18 protein-coding genes are annotated in these 21,096 nt (G+C 41.1%); 11 read left to right on the forward strand and 7 right to left on the reverse strand.

Translation table 11 applies throughout. The features are described from left to right. Positions 1 to 8: 8 nt before the first annotated feature. On the reverse strand, positions 9 to 1,115 hold the full coding sequence (locus Q0A08_RS19270) for a substrate-binding domain-containing protein (protein ID WP_438463088.1): 1,107 nt from the start codon (positions 1,113 to 1,115) through the stop codon (positions 9 to 11). Between the two features lie 600 nt (positions 1,116 to 1,715). Between Q0A08_RS19270 and Q0A08_RS19275 the strand changes: the two genes are divergently transcribed. Genes Q0A08_RS19275 through Q0A08_RS19290 form a run of 4 tightly spaced genes read left to right on the forward strand, consistent with a single transcriptional unit; the run spans position 1,716 to position 4,566 of the window. Beyond that, positions 1,716 to 2,594 carry a MotA/TolQ/ExbB proton channel family protein gene (locus Q0A08_RS19275; protein ID WP_438463089.1) on the forward strand — a complete coding sequence of 293 codons (879 nt, stop codon included), beginning with the start codon at positions 1,716 to 1,718 and terminating at the stop codon, positions 2,592 to 2,594. Next, positions 2,584 to 2,985 (forward strand): ExbD/TolR family protein, encoded by a 402-nt coding sequence (locus Q0A08_RS19280; RefSeq protein WP_438463090.1) that lies wholly within the window; start codon positions 2,584 to 2,586, stop codon positions 2,983 to 2,985. Before Q0A08_RS19275 ends, Q0A08_RS19280 begins: the two co-directional genes overlap by 11 nt. 1 nt (position 2,986) lies before the next feature. Then, positions 2,987 to 3,409, forward strand: coding sequence for an ExbD/TolR family protein (locus Q0A08_RS19285; RefSeq protein ID WP_438463091.1), 423 nt, complete (start codon positions 2,987 to 2,989; stop codon positions 3,407 to 3,409). A gap of 8 nt (positions 3,410 to 3,417) precedes the next feature. After that, a complete protein-coding gene (locus Q0A08_RS19290) occupies positions 3,418 to 4,566 on the forward strand; it encodes an energy transducer TonB (RefSeq protein ID WP_438463092.1) in 1,149 nt (382 codons plus the stop codon). Positions 4,567 to 4,674: 108 nt separating this feature from the next. On the opposite strand, the gene Q0A08_RS19295 is transcribed toward Q0A08_RS19290, so the two are convergent. Both Q0A08_RS19295 and epmB read right to left on the reverse strand, forming a co-directional pair. Then, positions 4,675 to 5,070: a carboxymuconolactone decarboxylase family protein gene (locus tag Q0A08_RS19295; protein ID WP_438463093.1), complete on the reverse strand. Its 396-nt coding sequence runs from the start codon at positions 5,068 to 5,070 to the stop codon at positions 4,675 to 4,677. A gap of 330 nt (positions 5,071 to 5,400) precedes the next feature. Then, complete coding sequence (gene epmB, locus Q0A08_RS19300; protein ID WP_438463094.1) at positions 5,401 to 6,453, reverse strand: EF-P beta-lysylation protein EpmB; 1,053 nt, start codon at positions 6,451 to 6,453, stop codon at positions 5,401 to 5,403. A gap of 307 nt (positions 6,454 to 6,760) precedes the next feature. Between epmB and efp the strand changes: the two genes are divergently transcribed. Together efp and epmA are read left to right on the forward strand one after the other, a co-directional pair. Next, a complete protein-coding gene (efp, locus tag Q0A08_RS19305; protein WP_438467672.1) occupies positions 6,761 to 7,336 on the forward strand; it encodes an elongation factor P in 576 nt (191 codons plus the stop codon). Positions 7,337 to 8,330: 994 nt separating this feature from the next. Beyond that, entirely contained in the window at positions 8,331 to 9,308 is a 978-nt protein-coding gene (gene epmA, locus Q0A08_RS19310; protein ID WP_438463095.1) for an EF-P lysine aminoacylase EpmA, read from the forward strand. Positions 9,309 to 9,352: 44 nt separating this feature from the next. Here the strand turns inward: epmA and Q0A08_RS19315 are convergent, their stop codons facing one another. After that, a complete protein-coding gene (locus Q0A08_RS19315; RefSeq protein WP_438463096.1) occupies positions 9,353 to 11,908 on the reverse strand; it encodes an EAL domain-containing protein in 2,556 nt (851 codons plus the stop codon). A gap of 206 nt (positions 11,909 to 12,114) precedes the next feature. On the opposite strand from Q0A08_RS19315, the gene Q0A08_RS19320 reads away from it, so the two are divergent. The 4 genes from Q0A08_RS19320 to Q0A08_RS19335 all read left to right on the forward strand — a co-directional run bounded on the left by Q0A08_RS19320 (position 12,115) and on the right by Q0A08_RS19335 (position 17,105). Next, positions 12,115 to 14,343: an ATP-binding protein gene (locus Q0A08_RS19320; RefSeq protein WP_438463097.1), complete on the forward strand. Its 2,229-nt coding sequence runs from the start codon at positions 12,115 to 12,117 to the stop codon at positions 14,341 to 14,343. A gap of 24 nt (positions 14,344 to 14,367) precedes the next feature. After that, positions 14,368 to 15,726, forward strand: coding sequence for a sigma-54-dependent transcriptional regulator (locus Q0A08_RS19325; RefSeq protein WP_438463098.1), 1,359 nt, complete (start codon positions 14,368 to 14,370; stop codon positions 15,724 to 15,726). 16 nt (positions 15,727 to 15,742) lie between these two features. After that, positions 15,743 to 16,240 carry an AlbA family DNA-binding domain-containing protein gene (locus Q0A08_RS19330; RefSeq protein ID WP_438463099.1) on the forward strand — a complete coding sequence of 166 codons (498 nt, stop codon included), beginning with the start codon at positions 15,743 to 15,745 and terminating at the stop codon, positions 16,238 to 16,240. An 85-nt stretch (positions 16,241 to 16,325) separates the two neighbouring features. Then, positions 16,326 to 17,105, forward strand: a complete 780-nt coding sequence (locus Q0A08_RS19335; protein WP_438463100.1) for a sulfite exporter TauE/SafE family protein — start codon at positions 16,326 to 16,328, stop codon at positions 17,103 to 17,105. Positions 17,106 to 17,159: 54 nt separating this feature from the next. Here Q0A08_RS19335 and Q0A08_RS19340 read toward each other — a convergent pair whose 3' ends face one another. The 3 genes from Q0A08_RS19340 to nhaC all read right to left on the reverse strand — a co-directional run bounded on the left by Q0A08_RS19340 (position 17,160) and on the right by nhaC (position 19,978). Next, positions 17,160 to 17,429: a hypothetical protein gene (locus Q0A08_RS19340; protein ID WP_438463101.1), complete on the reverse strand. Its 270-nt coding sequence runs from the start codon at positions 17,427 to 17,429 to the stop codon at positions 17,160 to 17,162. A gap of 208 nt (positions 17,430 to 17,637) precedes the next feature. Beyond that, complete coding sequence (locus tag Q0A08_RS19345; protein WP_438463102.1) at positions 17,638 to 18,453, reverse strand: hypothetical protein; 816 nt, start codon at positions 18,451 to 18,453, stop codon at positions 17,638 to 17,640. Positions 18,454 to 18,529: 76 nt separating this feature from the next. Beyond that, a complete protein-coding gene (gene nhaC, locus Q0A08_RS19350) occupies positions 18,530 to 19,978 on the reverse strand; it encodes a Na+/H+ antiporter NhaC (RefSeq protein ID WP_438463103.1) in 1,449 nt (482 codons plus the stop codon). 109 nt (positions 19,979 to 20,087) lie between these two features. On the opposite strand from nhaC, the gene Q0A08_RS19355 reads away from it, so the two are divergent. Then, positions 20,088 to 21,023, forward strand: a complete 936-nt coding sequence (locus Q0A08_RS19355) for a LysR family transcriptional regulator (RefSeq protein ID WP_438463104.1) — start codon at positions 20,088 to 20,090, stop codon at positions 21,021 to 21,023. Positions 21,024 to 21,096 lie beyond the last annotated feature (73 nt).

A 21,096-nucleotide genomic window follows, 5' to 3' on the forward strand; every position in this document is an offset into this window, starting at 1 on the left:
GTTAAACCTTAATGCCAAAGCTGAAGATAAGCTTTGCGATATTGCTTATCTGGATCATAGTTATTGCTCTTGTCGACATACTTTTTCATATTTTGACGGTTAATTATCTGGGCTCTTTCAACATAGCCGCTTGGCTCCTCTCCATTAAAGGCGCGATTTAATTCGTCGACAATCTGCCAACCTTGGAGTACTAAAGGCTCAGGTACAGTCGCCACTTGTAAGGTATTCGTTTCAATACGTTTGTAGGCTGCCTTGCTACCATCGCCGGCTGAAATGCTGCGTGGTAAGTATTGAGCAGAGAGTTTAGAAGACAATAATGAGGGTAGAGCAAAGTCGATATAAAGATCGTTAATAACGATAAAATGCGTGATCTTGTTATCAAAGTCTTCGATTAATCTCGCTATAGTGGTCGGCATTTGTTGCGGAATTTCTGCTATTGGCATGTCTTCAATGGATAAGATATTACACATAGCGCAATAGCTTTCTATGGTTTTAATGATGACATCCGATTTTGTTTTAGCAATGCTAAAGCTGGTATCGGTAAAGACGACTATATTGGATTGACCATTGCCATCGATGATAGCGTAATGGGCTGCCAGCTCAGCAACCTCAACAGGGTCACTTGAAACATTATAAAACACTGAGTTGTCAGCAGACTCTCCTGGGACTTCACCTGCATGCCAGCCAACGACGGGAATCTTTAACTTATTTGCTGCTTTGAGAAGCTCCTGTCTTTGCTTAGTATCGATTCCGCCCAGAATAATACCGTCGGGCTTACTGGAAATTGCTTTGGTTAATATGCTGGCTTGGCCATTCTCTGAGCCATAGCCATCTAAAAAGCGAATATTCCAGCCAATGCTGTCGATGGCATCAATGACGCTATGCGCAAGGCTTTTGATACTGTCATTTCTTAGGTCCGCAGCGACAAAAATGATGTTTTTATCATTTGCAGCTTTAGGACCTGACGTAGGTCCTTGCCAATATTGGCTGGCCAACTGGCTCGCTTGATTGACCTTGTCTCTGGAGTCTTTAATAGCGTCTGAAATTTCTTCGGCAAAACTTATTTTGCTGAACAGAATCAGTAATGAAAAAAGAGCTAATTTTGCAAAAATCATAAGATCTCATTTAACGTATGTTGAAGCATACCAACCCATGATAAATGTCCTTATCTTCAACCCTTATTCATCCTTCAAAATTGAGAGTAGAGGTCTTTGTTGTTAGTGCTTTGAAAATTGTTGTTCTTTTTATTGTTTATATTGCTTTTAAATATAATAAAAACTGGCTGTTTTACCCTGATGGTTTTGTATCTTTCTGCGCATTATTCACGGTTACTGACTGCAAGAAAGCTGAGTAATGTTACTAATTGTAGTCAAGGATTAAACAAAGTTAGGGGGCTAACCTCATGAGCTAGTGGCTAAAACCTAAGATTAATCTGTCTAAATAAAAGCATTTGCACAATATCTCCATATTGTAATGGAATAAATTAGGCGAATTACAGGGGATTCTGCTAAAAGCCAATAATCTCCACATTTCACGATGAAAACCCTTCAGTATTTATGTAAAGAAACGAAAGTTAAGTGCTTTAAATAAATGATTTGTTATTTGGTTATAGGCTGAATAATCAGACGTTATTGAGCTAGTTGTAAAACGGGTTGCAAACGATATTGATAATAGTTATTGTTTGCATGTTATGATCTGTAATAGGCTAGATTAAAGTGGCAAGCTCAGCAGCAAATCCCGATATAAATGACCTCAACAATAATACCGATCCTAGTGTCTCTACCGAGATAGCCAAAGGTGTTCAAGTGTCACCTCCAGAAACTGACGAGGTTGTTGCAGATATTTCTACTGAGGCTTTAGTCGCATCAGACTTTAATGCTCAATTAACAGGTCTTTTACAACATGAAAGCCTGGCCCCAGTGGTTGGATTTTTACAAACAGGTGGTCCTGTTGTTTGGATTCTTTGCCTTTTTTCTGCTTTTGCATTGACCATCATTTTTCTAAAAAGTTGGCAGTTTATTAGCCTTAGAGCTGAGTCGAACAAAGATTTAAAGTCCGCCTTATCTCATTGGCGTAAAGCGCAACCAGAACAGGCTATTGAGTCATTAAAAACAAAGCGCCCCGTTTCCTCTGTTGTGGCTTTTGCCATGATTGAATTATCTAAAAATGACTATGACTTAGCCCAAGTTAAAGAAGAAATTGAACGCTTAGCAGATGAGAAAATCCAGTCTCTTAAGGCTTACTTGAGACCATTAGAAGTCGTTGCCACTCTGAGTCCTTTGTTAGGCTTATTAGGTACTGTTTTGGGTATGATAGTGGCCTTTCAAAATATGGAGTCAGCAGGAAGTCAGGTCGACCCTTCTGTTTTATCTGGTGGTATTTGGCAGGCATTATTAACAACCGCGGTTGGTCTTGCTGTTGCTATTCCTGTTGTGGCTATGCATGCCTTATTTGAGCGTAAGGTTGAACGTATCATCTTTTTGATGAGTGATTCTGTCACTCAGGTATTTACTCATAAAGGAGAAGTGGAGGAGGCTAAACTTAACCTGCTTGAACAACCTGAAATTATGCCAGAGCAAGATTGTGCGGCTTAATCAGTCTAACTCAAAACGACGTCAAGCCATTAGCCTTACGCCTCTCATTGATGTGGTGTTTATTCTCCTACTCTTCTTCATGTTGTCGTCAAGCTTTATACCTTGGCGACAAATCAATGTGTCTATGCCAACGGCGAGTAGCCAATCGCAAACTGATGTTATGCGTTTAGAGATCCTAGACAATCAAGGACACTTTGTTTCTGGCAATAAAGATTTCTTCATGTCTGATCGAGCCAGCCTTGTAGCATTAGTTATGGAAAACCCTGATGCCGTCTTTTTGATAAAAGCAAAACCTGAGATAGAAACCGGCATATTGGTCGGCTTGCTGGATCAATTAACCTTGGCGGGAGCTAAGAATGTGTCCATTGCGGCAGCGTTAAAAGGAAATTAGCGTGAAATTTAATCGCCTTAATACGGACAAAAAAAACTCAGACGATAACCTAGTTCCCCTGATTAATGTCGTTTTTCTGATGCTGATATTTTTCATGGTAGCAGGCCAAATACGTGCGACAGATGCCGTACCTATTACTCCCCCTGATTCTTTAAGTGAGATCAAACAAGATGAATCCCCAGCTAAAATCCTTGTCAGTACTAAGCTTGGTGTCTACCTAAATGGGGATAAGTTAAATCAAGAAGAATTATCTAAACGTCTTAAGCTGCTTTATCTTGAATCTAAATCTCAAGATGATTTTTTAGTACAAATTAGTGCGGATCAAGATTTACCTGTGGCTCGTTTACAGCAAGTATTTAAACAAGTGGAGTTAGCAGGATTAACGCGAGTTTATCTTGTTACTAAGCTGAAGCAGGCAGGTTAGTGTAAAAAATGATGACATGGAAACACATTTTTGGTGCCTCTTTTTTTGCTTTAGTTTGCCACGTTTTAATTTTGGCGCTTATCTTAAGGCCTACTACTCAAGGTGCTCAAGCGGCAGGTGAGGTGGGCGTTCTAATCGATATCGGTATGCAGGGCGATTTAGGTGAAAGTGAAGTAACCAGTATTGCTAAAGCCGAAACTAGGCCAATAATACCTCAGCCAAAAGTAGAGCTTCTACCTAAAATAGAGCCCATAAAAGCAGATATAACGCCGCAAATTGAAAATGAAATTCCAAATGTAAGTGAGGTAATTCAGGTCGCACAAGTGGAGGTGAAGCAAGAACCACAACCTGAGCCAGAACCAGAACCAGAACCAGAACCAGAACCAGAACCAGAACCAGAACCAGAACCAGAACCAGAACCAGAACCAGAACCAGAACCAGAACCAGAACCAGAACCAGAACCAGAACCAGAACCAGAACCAGAGCCAGAACCAGAACCAGAACCAGAACCAGAGCCAGAACCAGAACCAGAACCAGAACCAGAACCAGAACCAGAACCAGAACCAGAACCAGAACCAGAACCAGAACCAGAACCAGAACCAGAACCAGAGCCAGAGCCAGAGCCAGAACCAGAGCCAGAGCCAGAGCCAGAGCCAGAACCAGAGCCAGAGCCAGAACCAGAGCCAGAACCAGAACCAGAGCCAGAACCAGAACCAGAAGAGACGGCTGAGCCAGTAGACAGCACAAGCCAAGCACAAAGCTCGCCGTTAGATGCGAGTCCAAATGGCAACGCCAGTTTGACTCAAAGTAAGATGACGACAGGAATAGGGACGAATAGTTTTGCCGCGGGTGGCGGCGGAGGGGCTAAGGGAGAAGCCTCTTATGGCAGCCTAGTAAAGGCCAAAATTGCCAGTAAAAAAGTCTATCCTAGGGCATCTAAGAAACGAAACGAAACGGGGTTAGTGCTGGTGCAAGTGACGATTTCATATACTGGTGAATTAGTCGAAGTGAAGGTAGTGAAAAGTTCAGGATTAAAGCGCTTAGATAGGGCAACATTGAAAGCCGTTAGAAGAGCAGCACCTTTCCCTGCGCCAACGCATCTAGCCTCGGGACAGAACTATATTAGTAGAATTCCCGTAGAGTTCTTATTAAGGTAAACAGAGAGTCTTATTGTGTCTTTGCGACAAAAAAGCACTTGTAAGTCATAACTTAACAAGTGCTTTTTATAAACGGAATTTAAAAGAGTTAAGCTTTTAGTTTACTGCTTATGGCGAGTCATGGTTTGTCATGTCTTTTGGAATTAAGTCCATTTCGGTTAAGACTTCATTTGCCGCACGAAATGCCTGCTGTAAAGCGGGTGCGCCGCAATATACACCCGTGTGCAGTAGCGCTTCTTTAATTTCGATTAGGGTACAGCCATTATTAATTGCGCCACGAATGTGACCTTTTAATTCTTCTGGTGCTCTTAATGCAACCAAGCAAGACAGGGTCAATAAGCTTCGAGTTTTACGGTTAATGGCGTTGCTTTGCCATACACTGCCCCAGCAATGTTCATTGATATAGTCTTGCATATCTTCAGTGAACAAATTGCTTTGATCCATTGCTTTATCAACAAAAGCATCACCCATTACTTCACGACGTGTTTGTTCACCTGAATTCATCTTGCTCACCACTTATACATAATTAATTTTGTTCTGTTACAGTATTAATAGCATTAATGAGGCAGGTTTTAGTAATAGATAATGGTGATACTTAAAATAAATATGATTCATGTATCTGATAAGTGATCAATCATTTTTGTTATGTGAAATAAATGGCCGAAGGATTGTGTCAGCCAGACCGAATCAGAGCTGTTGAAACTGGCTCTGGTGGCTGAGAAGGTTAAGCAAGTTTGGTAAGAGAACCTCAGACTAGATGCTGAGGTTTTGCTTTATGCTCTATTATCGATGAGGGCTCATTTACCTGGCTATTTATTAGTTATGCATTATTGATTAAAGAATGGGAGCAAAAAGGGTTTTGGCGCTCTTTCCAGGAATTTCTTTTGCTAATTTAGGAACTAAATAACCGGGAAGCCTAGCTGCGACTTCTCCCATTAAAACTTGAGCTTGCTGCAGTGAAATATCAAAATGAGCGGCCCCTTCGACAGGGTCGAGTGTGAACATGTAATAGGGCAGAATATCAGCATCAAATAGCGCTTCGCTTAAGGCTACTTGGGCGTCACTTGTATCATTGATGCCTTTTAAAATTACACCTTGATTAAAGAGTTTCACACCTGCTTTCACAAGCTTTTCTGCGGCTTGACTAACGGCATGGTCAATTTCATTGGCATGGTTTATATGCCACACCATCACAACTTTTAAACGTGTTTCATTAACCCAGTTTAACAGTTCATCATTTATCCGAGACGGAATCACGACAGGCAGTCTAGTATGGATGCGAATACGCTTAATTTGCGGCAAGCTTTCGAGAGCCTTAATGCGACTAGCCAACGGCTTATCTTTTATCATTAAAGGATCGCCACCACTTAATATGACCTCGTTAATTTCTGGATGAAGCTTTAGGTAATCAAGTAGCGATGACCATTCATTAGACGAGAGGTGGTTGTCCGCATAAGGGAAGTGACGACGAAAACAATAACGACAGTTAATGGCGCAGCTACCAGAGGTAATAACAAGTATGCGACTTGAGTATTTGTGGACCAGCGCTTTTTGTGGGTTGTGCTCTTTCTCCGCCAGTGGATCTTTTACATAGCCAGGAAGCTGATGCATCTCTTGTTCTAAGGGCAATATTTGTAGCAGTAATGGGTCTTGTAAGTTAGCTTTCTTAATTCGAGATAAATAGGGTGCTGGCACCATTAAAGGAAAGCTTTGATGGGCTTGTTGACCTTTCGTTATCGTATTTACATCCAATTCAAGGGCGTTAGCTAAAGCGTCAAAGCTTTTAATTGCTGCTTTGATTTCTAGTAACCAGTCAGGGGTATCGTCTAAGGCTGTTAGATTTATATTATCTTGAGAACGATTAACTTGTTTGGCTGGATTGAGCATAAAATAAGAGAGCTATTAATTGAGGTGACAGAATTATCTCTGTTGCATCTGGGTCTAAGCAAGTAGAACTCCTCATGCTGATGTAAAAAAAATGCAAAAAACACCGCTATCGACCCGTTTACTTGGTTCTTAATTAAATTAAGTCTCTTTGAGACAACTAAAGGCCCGTTTTTCTAGGGTTATTATAGCCTTGCATCTAATGTATAATCGGCAACAACTTGAATGCGACGAGCCTAGTTTTTACTCAGCTTGTCCATCTAATATTAACCGTCAGCAGCTCAGGCTGGGTGATTGAAAGAAGAGAATCATAATGGGAATTTCTGCTAGTGATATGCGTAATGGTACTAAAATCATGGTCGATGGTGATCCATGTGCAGTACTAGATAATGAACATGTAAAACCAGGTAAAGGCCAAGCTTTCAACCGTTTGAAATTGCGTAACCTTAAATCTGGACGTGTTTGGGAACGTACTTTTAAATCAGGTGACTCTTTAGATTCTGCTGATGTGATGGATACAGATATGGAGTATTTATACACAGACGGTGAATTCTGGCACTTTATGGCAACAGATGGTTCTTTTGAACAACATGCAGCAGATGAAACAGCCGTAGGCGATAATGTTAAATGGCTAAAAGAGCAAGAAAAGTATGTGGTTACTCTATATAACGGTTCACCACTTGCTATTGCGCCACCAAACTTTATTGAACTTGAAGTAACAGAAACAGATCCAGGCCTTAAAGGTGATACAGCAAACGGCGGCTCTAAGCCTGCTTATCTAACCACTGGCGCTATGGTACGTGTACCTTTATTTATCAATATTGGTGAAGTACTAAGAGTTGATACTCGTACTGGTGAGTATGTGTCACGCGCAACAGGTAAATAATTTCTGTAAGCGACAAACAAAAAGAACGAGTGTAAAGACACTCGTTCTGGATGTTTAACTTAGTTTGGCTATTCATTGATTCTTGCTTTAACAGCCGAACCATTAATACATCAAATTAGTTAATTTTTCTGCAATGAGAGACGGCGTTTTAGGCCGACTTTATGGCTAATACTCTTCAATATTAGGCATTTTAATATTCTTAGTGGCAGTCCCATTTGTTATCAAGTCTGTTAACAAGCATCTTAGTTATTAAGATATTTCTTGCTCTTCACTTAGGCGTGCCAATTTAATCATTTTTTTGTGATCAAACCTCACTGTTAGCTTGTGTTTGCTTTGGCTAACTCAATGCGTTAACGCTTTTGTTAGCTGCCTTTTTAGAATTCACAACTTCTCTAGTACCTTTTAGAGAGCACCATCAAAGTCGTTTATCTTACTGTGATGTAAATAATCAATTTCACAGTCTGCAAACCACATAAGCCCGACTAGTTTGCAGTAAAGGCAAATATACTGAACTAACTTGCCTTTCTAGGACGAACATAAAAACCTAAGCTCAAAAAAAGTATCTAATAACTTATGAATTTATGTTTAACATCAGGTGCTTAGCACCTAGTCTACAAATCAATTATCTGTGCCGTTTGTAGACTTTTAAACACAGCTAAATTGAACCACTTTACTCCAACGCATGTGTTTAAACTTAAAAAAATAGCAAAGCTCTGACAGTGCCAGAACTTCGCTGGGGGGAAAGCATAAAGCGGTCAATAGGCCATCGACCCTTGGTGCTTTCCATCGCGCAATTGAAGCTGCGCAACTTAATTATAGGAAGATGTTCAGGATTTGTGTGGATTGCTTTGTTACTTTTTGTACATGATATCTACTTAATCCCTTCACAGATTGGTGTGGGCAGGTCCCTTAATAAGTATTTGTTTTCGAGGATTAAAAAAAACAGTGTTATAATTTTTTATCCTTTTAACTCAAGCTTAGTAAGATTTTACCTATGTTTCACTCAGACTCATGGCAGCCAAATGCCAATATGAAAATGCTACAAAAAAGAGCGCAATTGTTACGCAACATACGTGAGTTTTTTTGGCAAAGAGAGATTCTTGAAGTAGATACCCAAGCCTTATCCCTAACCTCTATCAGTGACCCTTATATTGAGGTGCTCACCACTAAAGCTAAATGCTTGGGCGAGGAGAAAACCTACTATTTGCAAACATCTCCTGAGTTTGCGATGAAGCGTTTATTAGCTTCTGGGTCTGGTTGTATTTATCAGCTATCTAAGGTGTTTAGGCAAGAGGAAGCTAGTAAGCGACATGGTATCGAGTTTACCTTATTGGAATGGTATCGAGTGGGTCTGGATGATAGACAGCTTATGGCTGAAGTTGAAGAGTTTTTAGTGAGTGTTAGTTTAAATCCGAAGCTTGTTTGTGATTATAAAAGCTACCAAGAAGCCTTTTTGACTTATGCCAATATCGACCCTTTCGAGGCTGAATTGTCAGAGTTACAAGCCTTGGCTCACCAATGTACTGAGTATGGTTTAGAAGAAATCGACAAAGATGCTCTGCTAGACCTCATTTTTAATGCCTTGATCGAACCTAAAATAGGGCAAGATAGACCATGCTTTATTCATAGTTATCCCGCTTCTCAGGCAGCTTTAGCCAAGTTAAAGTTTGGTTTTGATGGTATTGAAACGGCGAAACGCTTTGAGCTTTACTGGAAGGGGATGGAGCTAGCGAATGGCTATCATGAGTTGACCGATGCTCAAGAGCAAGCCAAGCGTTTTGAAATGGATAATGAGCAAAGAAAATCCCAAGGCAAGCCAGTTAGAGTCTTAGATACAAACCTAATAGCGGCATTAGAGTCCGGTTTACCTAATTGTGCTGGTGTTGCTATTGGGATTGACCGTTTGCTTATGGTGTTAACAGAGTGTGAGGATATTCAAGAGGTGATGCCTTTTGCAAAGCAAAGGGTATAGCTTGATAAGGAAGGGAATAAATACTTCCCTTCCTATACGGCGTATTAATATTTATCGAATGAAGGGTGAGGTTCAGTATTAAAATTATTCCAAGCATTAATGCTAATAGGTTCACTTAAATGGAAGCCTTGTAAATAGTTAACCCCCATATCGACTAAAATATCTTGTACCGCTTGATTATGGACAAACTCGGCTTGGGTCTTAATTCCTAATGAATGAGCTAAGCTGTTGATGTGTCTAACCAATATTTGTAATTTCGGGTCTACATCTATGGTACGAATAATACTGCCATCCAATTTAAGGACATCCGGCTGTAATTCTATTAACTTCTCTAAATTTGAATAACCTGAACCAAAATCGTCAATTGCCAACAAAGCACCAGCCTCTCTAAATTCAGACACTATCGAACTGATCCATTGGTAATCTTGTATACTTTCCGATTCAGTAATCTCTAATATAATTCTGCCTTTTACATCATTTTCTCTAAAAAACTGCCTTAGGGCTTTGAGCGTATTATAGTGCTTAAAATCCATCACAGAGAGGTTGAGAGCAAGGTGGCTCATTGGGTCCTTTTTGAGGAGTTCTCCACATGTTTCTAGTACTTTGACGGTGAGTTTTGGATAAAGCTGGGTTTGTTTAATCAGATCTAAGAAGCTAGCTGGGCCTATGACTTTGCCGTCAATTTTAGCCCTTATCAGTGCTTCACCACCGGCGCACCGGCCTGTCTTAGCATCAAAGTAGGGTTGAATGTAGGGAAAAATATTATCTTCATCCAATGCCTGCTTAATTTTAACTATCCAATTAAGGTTGTCTTTTTGTTTATCAACCTGATCTAAGTCCCCGTTCCAAAAGGTAAGGTGATTAGTTTCATGGGCGTGACGTCGTGCTTCGTTTGCCTTGATCAACAAGTGCTCTTTTTTACAGAGAAGCTTGCCTGTGCTACCAAAAATAGAGGCAATACCAACAGACAAACTCAAGTTGATCTCATCGGTTGCCTGACTGGTCGTAAAGAAGGGGTTGTTTTCCACATCCTCACTTAAGCGGCTCATGAACTTGTTAACTTTGCGAGGCGGCATATCGGTTTGCAAGAGCACTGCAACTTCATTGGCAGAAACGCGATAGCAAGAGAAGTCGAGGGAGATAAAGGTATCGCCCATTCTGTTTTTTAAATAGAGGGATAACTGAGCAAGTAGATCATCGGCCACATCGTAACCGTACTGTTCATTGATTAAGCGAAAGTTACGGATTCTAAAGAGAGTTAAGTGTGCTTTATGGTCACTTTCTTCTGGTGATTGTAAGCGGCTGAGTAAGGCGAAGCGATTCATCAGCCCTGTTTGTGAATCATAGAGCCAATCTCTTGAGTCTGAGTCTGTGTGTTTTGCTAAATGAATCAGAGCATCTTTTTCTTGAGATAAATCTTTAAAAACATTATTCATCAAGTTGAAAATAGAAGCTAAAGAGTTATCGATGGCTTGCGTTTTTATACAACCACTTTGGCGCCGTGTCTCAACTGGTGTTTCACTCAATCCTATATAAGTTAGAGCGTGTTGTAAGCTTTTTGTGGAGGCTTCTGAGCTAAAAAATTCACCAAAACAAAAGGTACCATTGAGCTCTTGAACCTGACTTAAAAGAGTCAGTTTACTGTTCTCGTTTAGTATCTCTCCCTGATCTCGACTAATGCAGTTAAAGACGAAGAGGCTCTCTGGTGGTTGTTGATAAAGGTTGTTTAGTTTATCTAGTGTGCCTTGTAATGAAGGCCAAGGATGAAAATAAACAAACTTCACCTGGGCACCTATGGGAAGTGGTTCGCTCATCAAAATACCACCATTATCGGTGAAGTTGAGAGGAACAGAGTGCACTTCTTTATGACTGGTTTTGTATTTTAGGGCAAACAGATTCATGACCTTAATGTCAGTGCTGCCACCGTTACCTAAATAGCGGTTGAAAACCTGTTGAGCTGGTAAATGATCAATCTGCTGTAAAATATTGCCCTTGATGGCTGTGATACGCATCTTTTTACCTATGTCTATGCTATCAACAAAGGCATCGTTATCGACGGTTAAATGGTCTGATTCCAAAGCAACCATAACGGCATGTTGCTGTAAAAGCTGGTCTTGATAGAGAACCCAAGTTTTTTCACTCTTAAATAAACCGGATAGACCACCGCAGAATTTAGTTTTACTCAATCCCATTTTACTAAAGAGACTAGGACTGGTTATTGATAAATCGTCAGCAAGTACTATGGCTGCTGGAATGGCTTCGCCTTCATGCTCAAGAATAGGATTGAAAAGTTCTTGGCTGGCATTTTCTGCTTTATCTGGGTGAATGCTAGTGTGATTATGTATGAGCTTTACATGGTCGAAGTAACTGCAAATAAGAGTGACGCCTGTTTGCTGAGGTTCACCTCTAAAAATCTGTTTTTCGCTAGACATGCCGATGCGGCAGGCATTCGGGCAATAATGGGTCAGTAAATCAACCCAAGCTCTAGTTTGAGCAATATCAGTATTGGCGTAAAACTGAATTAAATCAGGCTGTTTTAAATTAGCTAATACCGCTTCGAGATCTTGAATTGAGATACAATGAAAACTTTTACTATGCATGTTTTCTCTATTAGCTCATGGCGCAATTAAGTATTGATTGAATTTAAAGTCTATTTAATTGATTACAATATATTTAATAACGCTAAAATAAAATATAAGCATTAAGTTGAACATGAATCTAGTCGAGTTGTCCATTTATGCCCTACCTCAAACATACTAATAAATCCGTTTACCTCTTACGTTGGTTATATATTGTTCTCTTTAGCATGAGTTTAGTTCTTATGTGGAAAGGTGGGGAAATATTAAAGCAAAAACAAATTGAAAATTTAAAGCAATCCTCCAGCGCTGAACTAGTGCAACTAACCAAGGTAATTGTCAGCGCGATCGAAAAATACCAACATATGCCTACCTTGTTGGCGAGTAACAGCCGTGTCATTCGGGTATTGGAGCATGGCCGAGCTTATGACATAAGACAACTTAATGCTGAGCTTGAGCAGATAAGCCGAATTACTGAGGCGTCAGAGAGCTATATTATTTCACCATCAGGGGTCACCATTGCGGCCTCTAACTATGATCAAGAAACGAGCTTTATTGGTAAGGACTTTTCCTTTAGGCCTTATTTTAAGCAAGCCATGTCGGGCCTTTCGGGCCGTTATTATGCTTTAGGGACCACGACCAATCGACGCGGTTACTACTTTTCTTACCCAGTGCGAAATGGCCACGACATTATAGGTGTGGCTGTGGTGAAAGTTGACTTAAGCCAGTTTGAATCTCGCCTAAAAAATAATAAGTTTAATTTCTTATTGTTAGACCCTGATGGCATAGTGTTTAGCAGCTCACGTCGTGAATGGTTATATAAAACCATTAATCAGCTCACCCATGAAGAATTGCAACGCATAGTACAAAGCCGCCGTTATAAAACCCAAGCATTTGAAAAACTGCCTATCGTGGCAGAAGAGTCATTTGATGAAGATGCTCATTTACTGCAATTATTAGAAATTAGTATCGACCTTAAGGGAGAAGAGAAGATAGACAGGATAAGTTATTTACACTTATCCAGTTCGATTTATTCATTAGGCTTTAAAGTAGACCTATTGATCCCGATCACCTTGATTGAAGAAGAGGTGGCTCTTTGGCGTACCATCTTTATGGCCTGCTTATTAATTCTTATCTTGGTGTTAATTACTGCCAGATTAAGACGTCGCATGTTAAGTGAGCGTTCTCAAGCGTTAGAAATGAGCCGCCACAATCAAGCCTATATCAGAGAGATTATTACCAATACTCAAGCGGGTCTTATTACTCTAGATGAAGAGCAAAAAATAGAATCTTATAATCCAGCAATGGAAACCCTAATTGATCATCCTTTAACTGATTTAATTGGTATGCCGTTTAGTGATTTGTATACCCCGATTTCAGACGATCCAGAAGGCCAGTCTAAAGCATTATTTTCTGAAGTTTCAGCGCCTTTTATTGTGACAGCCTCGGAAGGTTTTTTACATCTTAATAGCCAAGCTCAGCGACATAAGCAGCAGGTCGCGGTTGAGATGACCTTATGTAAAATGAATCTGCCTAACAGCTTAAAGTATCTGGTGACCTTCCATGATATGACAGAGCGCAAGCAGTATGAGCAAGAGCTTATGCATGCCAGAAATGCACTTGAACACAGGGTCGTCGAGCGAACCTCGGAATTAGAGCTAGCCAACCAAAGGCTGAGAGATGAGATTCAACACCATAAAGAAACGCAGCAAGAGTTAATTCAAACAGCCAAATTAGCCGTGTTGGGTCAATTAAGTGCAGGGATTAACCATGAGTTAAACCAGCCTTTAACCGCTATGCGAGCGTTTGCCGAAAATGGGCTGACCTTTATAGCGCGCGAAAATATTACTCAGGCACAAGGTAACCTAAATAAGATAGTGAACTTGTGTGGTCATATGTCTGACATTATTTCACGTTTTAAAGTCTTCGCTAGGAAAGGAAACTTTCAACACTCTGCAGTCTCTCTTGATACTGTGATTCAAGGGGCCATGACTATTATGATGCAGCGTATTAAAGACGCTGAAATAGAGTGTATTCTGCCCGAAATTAATGCAGAGAAAGTGATTGGTGATGTGGTCTTGTTGGAGCAGGTATTGGTTAACCTTATCGCCAATGCGATTGATGCCATCATGGAGTCAGACCATAATCAAAAGCGTATTGAGATAAAAATTGACCAACCAGTGAATGACTTGGATAAACAAGACTCTTGGTTGACGATACGTATTTTAGACTCGGGTAATGGTATGGATGACGTGGTCCTAGCCTCCTTGTTTGAACCCTTCTTTACCTCTAAGTCTGATAGTGTCGGTTTGGGCTTGGGACTGTCCATTAGCCAAAGAATTGTTGAATCCATGGGGGGCACTATTAGTGCCGCCAATATCACTCAAGGTGAGCATTCTGAGTGCTATAAAGATGTTAATATAGGTGCAGAGTTTAGCGTGACTTTAAAAGCTGTTTAATCGAATAGGAGGATGTCGCTTAACATGAGTAGTGCAGGAAAGGTGTTATTGATTGATGATGAGTCTATGGTGCGTTCTGCCATTTCTCAAACATTAGAGCTAGAGTCCTTTGACGTGTTGGAATATGCCAATGGTAAAGGGGTGATTGAAAACCTCTCGATAGATTGGCCTGGCATTATAGTAAGCGATATTAACCTTCCTGGATTGAATGGTTTAGCGCTTTTTGAGCAAGTTAAGCAAGTTGATGAAAGCATCCCTGTGATCTTTATCACAGGTCATGGTGATATCAGTATGGCGGTAAGCGCCATGCGAGATGGGGCCTATGACTTTATCGAGAAACCTTTCTCCAATGACGCTTTTCTAGATGTGGTGAGACATGCCATGGAGAAACGCAAACTTACCCTTGAAAACCGTCGTTTAAGACAAGAGCTACAGGCACAAAACGCCCCAGGCCCGCGTATTATTGGCAATACCGCAGGGGTAAATCGTCTAAGACAAACGCTTTTACATGTGGCAGATACAGCGGCTGATATTCTTATTAATGGTGAAACAGGCACAGGTAAAGAGCTGGTGGCACGTTATATACACGAGCACAGTGGTCGCCAAGGCAACCCTTTTGTTGCTATCAACTGTGGTGCTGTACCTGAATCCATCATGGAAAGTGAGCTATTTGGTCATGAAAAAGGTGCGTTCACCGACGCTAAAACTCAACGCATCGGTAAGTTGGAACACTCCAATGGTGGCACACTCTTTTTAGATGAAATTGAAAGCATGCCCATGTCCATGCAAGTTCGTTTATTAAGAGTGCTTGAAGAACGTAAAGTGGAGCGCCTTGGTTCGAATAAAGGCATAGATCTCGACCTTAGAATTCTCGCTGCTACCAAGGTGGATTTAAAAGAATTGAGTGAAACGGGTGTGTTTCGACAAGATCTTTATTATCGCCTCAATGTCGTCAGAGTCGATATCCCAAGCCTTAGGGATAGAACCGAAGATATCCCGCTTTTGTGGCAGCACTTTTGTTTGGTTGCAACCGCACAATACAAGCGTGAATCAGAGCCAGTGACGGCTTCTCGTATGCATAGTTTGATTAGTTATGAATGGCCTGGCAATGTCAGAGAATTGCGAAATCTGGCGGAAAGGTATGTACTTATGGGAGAGACATGTACCTTTGAATTTGATCAAATCATTACAACGAATGAGCATAACCCAGGTGTTATGACTTTACCTGAACAGGTAGAAAGGTTTGAGAAAACGCTTTTAGAACAAGAGTTAACTCATCAAAAAGGGTCAATAAAAGGCACGATGGATGCACTTGGTTTACCGCGAAAAACCCTTTACGACAAGATGCGAAAATATGATTTAGACAAGGATTTTTATAAGTAAATCATTGGGAGAAAAGATGGTTAGCATTGTAACGTTAGAAGATATTGCCACACTGAGGGAGTCATCCGAGGTGGAGTGCAAGCTAGCTCAAGGACGAGATGGTAAGGGGCAATTACCGGACGACATCTGGGAAAGTTACAGTGCGTTTGCCAATACTGATGGCGGCGATATTTTGCTTGGCTTGAAAGAGTTAGAAGATGAATCCTACCAGTTAGCCGGAATTGAAAATACTGAAAAAGTGATCGATGAATTATGGCAAGGATTGAATAACAAGACGGTCACTAACATGAATTTAATCCCCAAAAATTGGATCAAGGTAGTGACTATTATGGGGAAGAATATGATTCATATTCTGGTCCCGAAGGCCCCGCCAGAACAAAAGCCTATTTATATTAAAACAGACCCACTTAAAGGGACTTATGTGCGTTTAGGTAGCGCTGATATGCAGCAGGATGCGATTACGGTGAGCCGGTTATTGGCTGAACAGAGAAAAATACTGGAAGCACAAAGCTAATCTCTACTTCTAAAGCTAAGTCTTTAAACTCAGCTATGTTTTAATCAATATCATTTCTTTTATCTCTTAACAGAGTAGGTCTTCGATGGATGTCACAGCATTTCTAGTTTGGTTTGAGACTTATGCTTTGGCAACTACTTCACTTAACGTGTTTGTTATCTTAGTTGCTGTTGCCTGCTTTACCTCCTTTACCACGGCTGTGTTTGGCGCAGGTGGTGGGGTTATGATGCTAGGCGCTATGGCACAAGTTCTGCCACCACAAGTGATTATCCCTTTACACGGTGTGGTGCAATTAGGTTCTAATTCTGGTCGTGCGCTAATGAGCTGGCGCTATATTGATTGGCGCTTAATCTCGCGATTCTTACCTGGGGCTTTTGTGGGCATCTTACTAGGTAGCTTGCTCTTGGTCAGCTTAACCCCATCGACTATATATTTAACCGTGGCATTGTTTATTCTCTATCTGTGTTGGGGGCCTAAGCTACCTAAACTTGTATTGGGAACACTAGGCACAGGAATAGCGGCGGCTGTGACCAGTTTTTTAACCTTGTTTATTGGGGCTTCAGGCCCTTTGGTTGCAGCCTTTATCAAGCAAATGCATGCCTGCAAATTCACCACGATCGCCACCTTCGCTGTGGCAATGACAAGCCAGCACTTATTAAAAATCAGCGTATTTTATCAAGTTGGATTTCCCCTACTAGACTGGCTGCCTTTGTTGGTGTGCATGATATTAAGTGGCGCCATAGGGACATTTGTTGGATTGAAGGTATTGAAATATGTCTCTGATAAGAGCTTTCACCGTACCTTTAATCTGATTCTTACTGGGTTAGCCTTACGAATGATTTGGCAAGCTTGGGATGTGTATTGAGCTGAATTTATTTTTCTAAGACGCTTTTCATATAAGCTTTGATAAGAGACTGACTCAGTGATGTGCCTTTTCTTTCACTACAAGTCTGATCACGAAATCAGGGCGAAATAGTATCATCCAATAGCTGAGTAATAAGCTTGTTAGGCCTGTGATCACCATATGATTCTGATAGGTTTGCCAAAAGATGTATTGATTTGAGGTAGGGGTGTTAAAGCCAGTAAATATCAGGACAAAAGGCAGAATACAGCAGGCGATAATGAGTAGAAGACTTTTGCTTTTGCAAATTCTTGTCACTTTCTGCTGAGAGTTCAATGTATTGTGCATAAAATCAACCTTCTTAATCTGTCTTGTTCTGATGCTGTCCTGCTTTGCGTCCATCCTTTGGCAGCAGTAAAAACTTTGAGCCTATTATCTATAACGGCAGCTTATGTTTTTTCTTTATTCATTAGGTTGATATTTATAAATTAAAATAAAGGAGAAAAAATGAAGCCATTGTTGAACTAGGGTGATTTCACTTTTTCTCCATTTTTAGCTAATTGGTAAATTCTATGTTGGCTAGCTCTCCATTTTCTTGCCTGACGATCACTGTAGAGAATTCTGGTGTGGCTGAGTAAATCACCATAAAGCGACCCGTAATATAGGCATCGGCGTGAATTGCCCAAGGGGCCATGTGAATCCCATAACCAAAAGGCACCTGAAAGGCAGATACTTCATCAAGGCCTTCTTCATTGCGTTTGCCAATAATGAGATAGCCCCCACAGGTTTCATCTAAGGGCATATGAAAGTGAGGTCTATCATGGACTTCAAGGTAAGCACCACCACCCAACTCGGGTTTAAGCAAATACTCTTGAGGATAATCCTTACCAACAGAGGTGACCGTTAAAGGAAGGTTGCCACTGGCATCAAACTGGATAGCGTCGCCAATTTTAACTAGGTGAGAATGGTAATAAGCCAGATGCTCTGGTGTCGCTTCAGCAATGGCAATGTTAAGACTTGTCTCACCTTTGTTTAATAAATATCGACCATTGCCGCCTAATATATTGGCATCATCTATGGTTAGGTCGACTTTAGTTTGCCAGTCACCTGTAAGCTTGCTTCTAGGGGGAGCAATAGGGCTAGGTAAAGGCGCAACGGCAAGCTCTTCGGCTTCATACATGCCATCAAGTTGTAATTGATAAACCTTATTAGGCTGCACATATCCAAGGTAATTCTCTGTTCGCATATAAGATTCAGGGCTAGCCCCTTGGCGATTTACCGTTAAAACAGGTACATCTTTTTGTAGGTCTTCAGGTAGGGATCTTAAACCTGATAGGACATCTTCTTGAACAGTCCAATGGGCTGTTTTCATATGAGGGCTCCTTGGGAATAAAGTGGCGCAAGTTATGCGCCACCTGAGTAAAGGCGTTAAACCTTTACGAGTCGTTTTAGTTTGCCGCTTGTTTTAACTGGGCATCATCTGTTTGAGCTTGGCTTTTGGTCTCTGTGGTGCTGGTTTTAGCTCTGAATAGTGCAATCCCTAAATAGGCCAGCAGAATAGAAAGTAGCGGGTTAAACCAGTTAAGAAGGGCGTAGGGTGCGTAATCCAATACACTCACACCTAGAGTAGAAGCAAAGAAAGCGCCGCCTGTAGTCCAAGGGATAAGTGCTGTGGTTAAGGTTGCCCCTTCTTCTAGTGAACGCGACATCAGGCTTCTATCCAAATTATGTTTATCATAGGCATCACCGAATAACTGGCCGCCTAGAATGATAGACATATACGCTTCACCCATACTCATATTGCCAAGGAAGCAAGCGAGAATGGTGGTTGTGACTAGACTGGCAGCCCGTTTCACTCGGCTTAGGATGCTTGAGATAAGTACACGTAAAAACCCAAACTGATTTAATATACCACCCAGTGCTAACGCCATAAGCGCCAAAGATAAAGTCCACATCATGGACGAGATGCCACCACGACTAAATAATTTGTCTAACGTGCTAATACCCGTCTCAAAGGAACCGCCAGAAAAAAGTGAGTTTAAAACCGTCGTAAACTGAGCACCTTGCATCAAGATAGCAATCAATACAGCAACAACGGCTGCGCTCATCATGGCAACTTCAGCACTGATTTTTTTAAGACTCATTACCAGCATTACGACGAAAGGTAATAGGCAGATTAGGTTAATGCTGTAAGTGCTTTCTATCCCAGTTAACATGGCGTGAAGCTCTGACGCTGGTAGGCCGTGTTCGGCATAGCTCATTCCCATGAAAGAAAAGACGACAAGGCAAACAAGATAGGCGGGACCTGTAGTGTAGAGCATGCCTTTAATATGGGTATATAAATCAGTACCAGAAGACATAGCTGCAAGGTTGGTTGTGTCAGAAACAGGCGACATTTTATCGCCAAAACAAGCACCAGAGACAACAACACCTGCCACTAGAGGCAGTGGAATCCCCATTGCTTCACCTATCCCCATAAGCACCACACCTGCAGTGCCAACAGTACCCCAGCTAGTGCCAGTCGCGACCGACATAAAGCTACATAGGATCAGACCTGCGGGTAAGAAGAGCGCGGGAGATATGATCTCAAGGCCATAATAAATAAGTGCAGCCACTGTACCACTTTGAATAAAGGCGGCAATCAGGACACCGATGAGAATGAAAATATAGATGGCGGATAGGGCGCCTTGTATGCCTGAGTTCATGGCATTACGAATAGACTTAAAGCCATCTTGGCTGAGTTTAAGTGCGCTAATACCTGCGATCAAAAGACAGATAAGCATTAAGCTGTGCAAACTGGCCTTTAAATAAAACAAGCCTACCCCTATGACACAAATGATAGCGCCAAAGGTTAAAAAGGATTGCCTAAAACTTGGACTTTGTAGCTGGTTAGACATCTGGGTTCTCCCACTTTATTTTTATATTTAGAGAGCTAAGGCTAGCAAAAGAAAATTCTATCCCCTATCCTAATTTGCTAAACAACCTATTAGAAAAAACTAATGCTTTATGTTTATTTTACCTTCATTTCAATCCTTAAAGATATTCGAATCTGCCGCTAGGTTAGCCAGCTTTACTAAAGCCGCTGATGAGCTAGGGATCAGTCAGGGTGCGGTTAGTCAGCATATCAAGAACTTAGAAATTAGAGCTGGTTTTGATGTGTTTGAACGTACTGGACGACGGGTTATTCTCACCTCATCTGGGCAGGTCTTATTAGATGCAGTAAAGCATGGATTAGGACACATTCAACACACAATTGAAGTTGAAAAGCGAAAAAAGCAGGCGAATGAGATCGTCATATCAAGCCAACCAGGCTTTGCAATACGTTGGCTGTTGCCGCGTATTATGGCTTTTAATCAGGCTTATCCTAAACTTAAAATCAGCGTAAATACGGTCACTAGCCCACTGGATTTCTATTTGTATCATGCTCAAGCTGGGCTCTATTATGGCTCGAAAGAAGTTAAAGAGGGTGAAACGGCCAAACTGTTTGATGAGCATCTTATTCCTGTTTGCTCAGTCAAGTTTGCTGAGCAACATAAATTGCATCCACCATTAAATAAAAAACAACTTGAGAAGTTGGTTAACTTGCCGCTATTAGGTGATTTAAGCCCAGTACCACCGCCTTTTGACGATACTTGGTCCTATTGGGCTAAAGCAGTTGGAATCGATTTGTCGCTGGATCATATTGATCGACAATCCCAGTCTAATATCACTCTGCAACTGGCTGAGTTAGGTCATGGAATAGCGATAGGGCGAACCTCGTTAGTGATGGATGCGATTCAGGCTGGCAGTTTGATTGCTTTAACTCATACTGAGGTAAAGAACCCTTGTTATTACCAATTAGTCTCTAATCCCGCCATGCCAAAAAACAAAGCATTGAACACCTTTGCCGCTTGGCTTGAAGTGCAATCAAAAGAGATAAATGAGTTTAAGTTACTGACTTGAAAGTATTAACTTAAGCAGGATTCAAAAAGCGAATATAAAAAAACGCCATGACAGGGCAGTGTCATGGCGTTTT

This window comes from Marinomonas sp. PE14-40 (assembly GCF_051623805.1).
Lineage (GTDB): Bacteria > Pseudomonadota > Gammaproteobacteria > Pseudomonadales > Marinomonadaceae > Marinomonas.

What these genes read in the sequence shown, in the direction of transcription:
- Q0A08_RS19270 (WP_438463088.1), bottom strand. Translation starts at nt 1,115, where the DNA reads ATGATTTTTGCAAAATTAGCTCTTTTTTCATTACTGATTCTGTTCAGC.
- Q0A08_RS19335 (WP_438463100.1), top strand. Translation starts at nt 16,326, where the DNA reads ATGGATGTCACAGCATTTCTAGTTTGGTTTGAGACTTATGCTTTGGCA.
- epmB (WP_438463094.1), bottom strand. Translation starts at nt 6,453, where the DNA reads ATGCTCAATCCAGCCAAACAAGTTAATCGTTCTCAAGATAATATAAAT.
- Q0A08_RS19355 (WP_438463104.1), top strand. Translation starts at nt 20,088, where the DNA reads ATGTTTATTTTACCTTCATTTCAATCCTTAAAGATATTCGAATCTGCC.
- Q0A08_RS19295 (WP_438463093.1), bottom strand. Translation starts at nt 5,070, where the DNA reads ATGAATTCAGGTGAACAAACACGTCGTGAAGTAATGGGTGATGCTTTT.
- epmA (WP_438463095.1), top strand. Translation starts at nt 8,331, where the DNA reads ATGTTTCACTCAGACTCATGGCAGCCAAATGCCAATATGAAAATGCTA.
- nhaC (WP_438463103.1), bottom strand. Translation starts at nt 19,978, where the DNA reads ATGTCTAACCAGCTACAAAGTCCAAGTTTTAGGCAATCCTTTTTAACC.
- Q0A08_RS19340 (WP_438463101.1), bottom strand. Translation starts at nt 17,429, where the DNA reads ATGCACAATACATTGAACTCTCAGCAGAAAGTGACAAGAATTTGCAAA.
- Q0A08_RS19290 (WP_438463092.1), top strand. Translation starts at nt 3,418, where the DNA reads ATGATGACATGGAAACACATTTTTGGTGCCTCTTTTTTTGCTTTAGTT.
- Q0A08_RS19315 (WP_438463096.1), bottom strand. Translation starts at nt 11,908, where the DNA reads ATGCATAGTAAAAGTTTTCATTGTATCTCAATTCAAGATCTCGAAGCG.
- Q0A08_RS19330 (WP_438463099.1), top strand. Translation starts at nt 15,743, where the DNA reads ATGGTTAGCATTGTAACGTTAGAAGATATTGCCACACTGAGGGAGTCA.
- Q0A08_RS19325 (WP_438463098.1), top strand. Translation starts at nt 14,368, where the DNA reads ATGAGTAGTGCAGGAAAGGTGTTATTGATTGATGATGAGTCTATGGTG.
- Q0A08_RS19320 (WP_438463097.1), top strand. Translation starts at nt 12,115, where the DNA reads ATGAGTTTAGTTCTTATGTGGAAAGGTGGGGAAATATTAAAGCAAAAA.
- Q0A08_RS19345 (WP_438463102.1), bottom strand. Translation starts at nt 18,453, where the DNA reads ATGAAAACAGCCCATTGGACTGTTCAAGAAGATGTCCTATCAGGTTTA.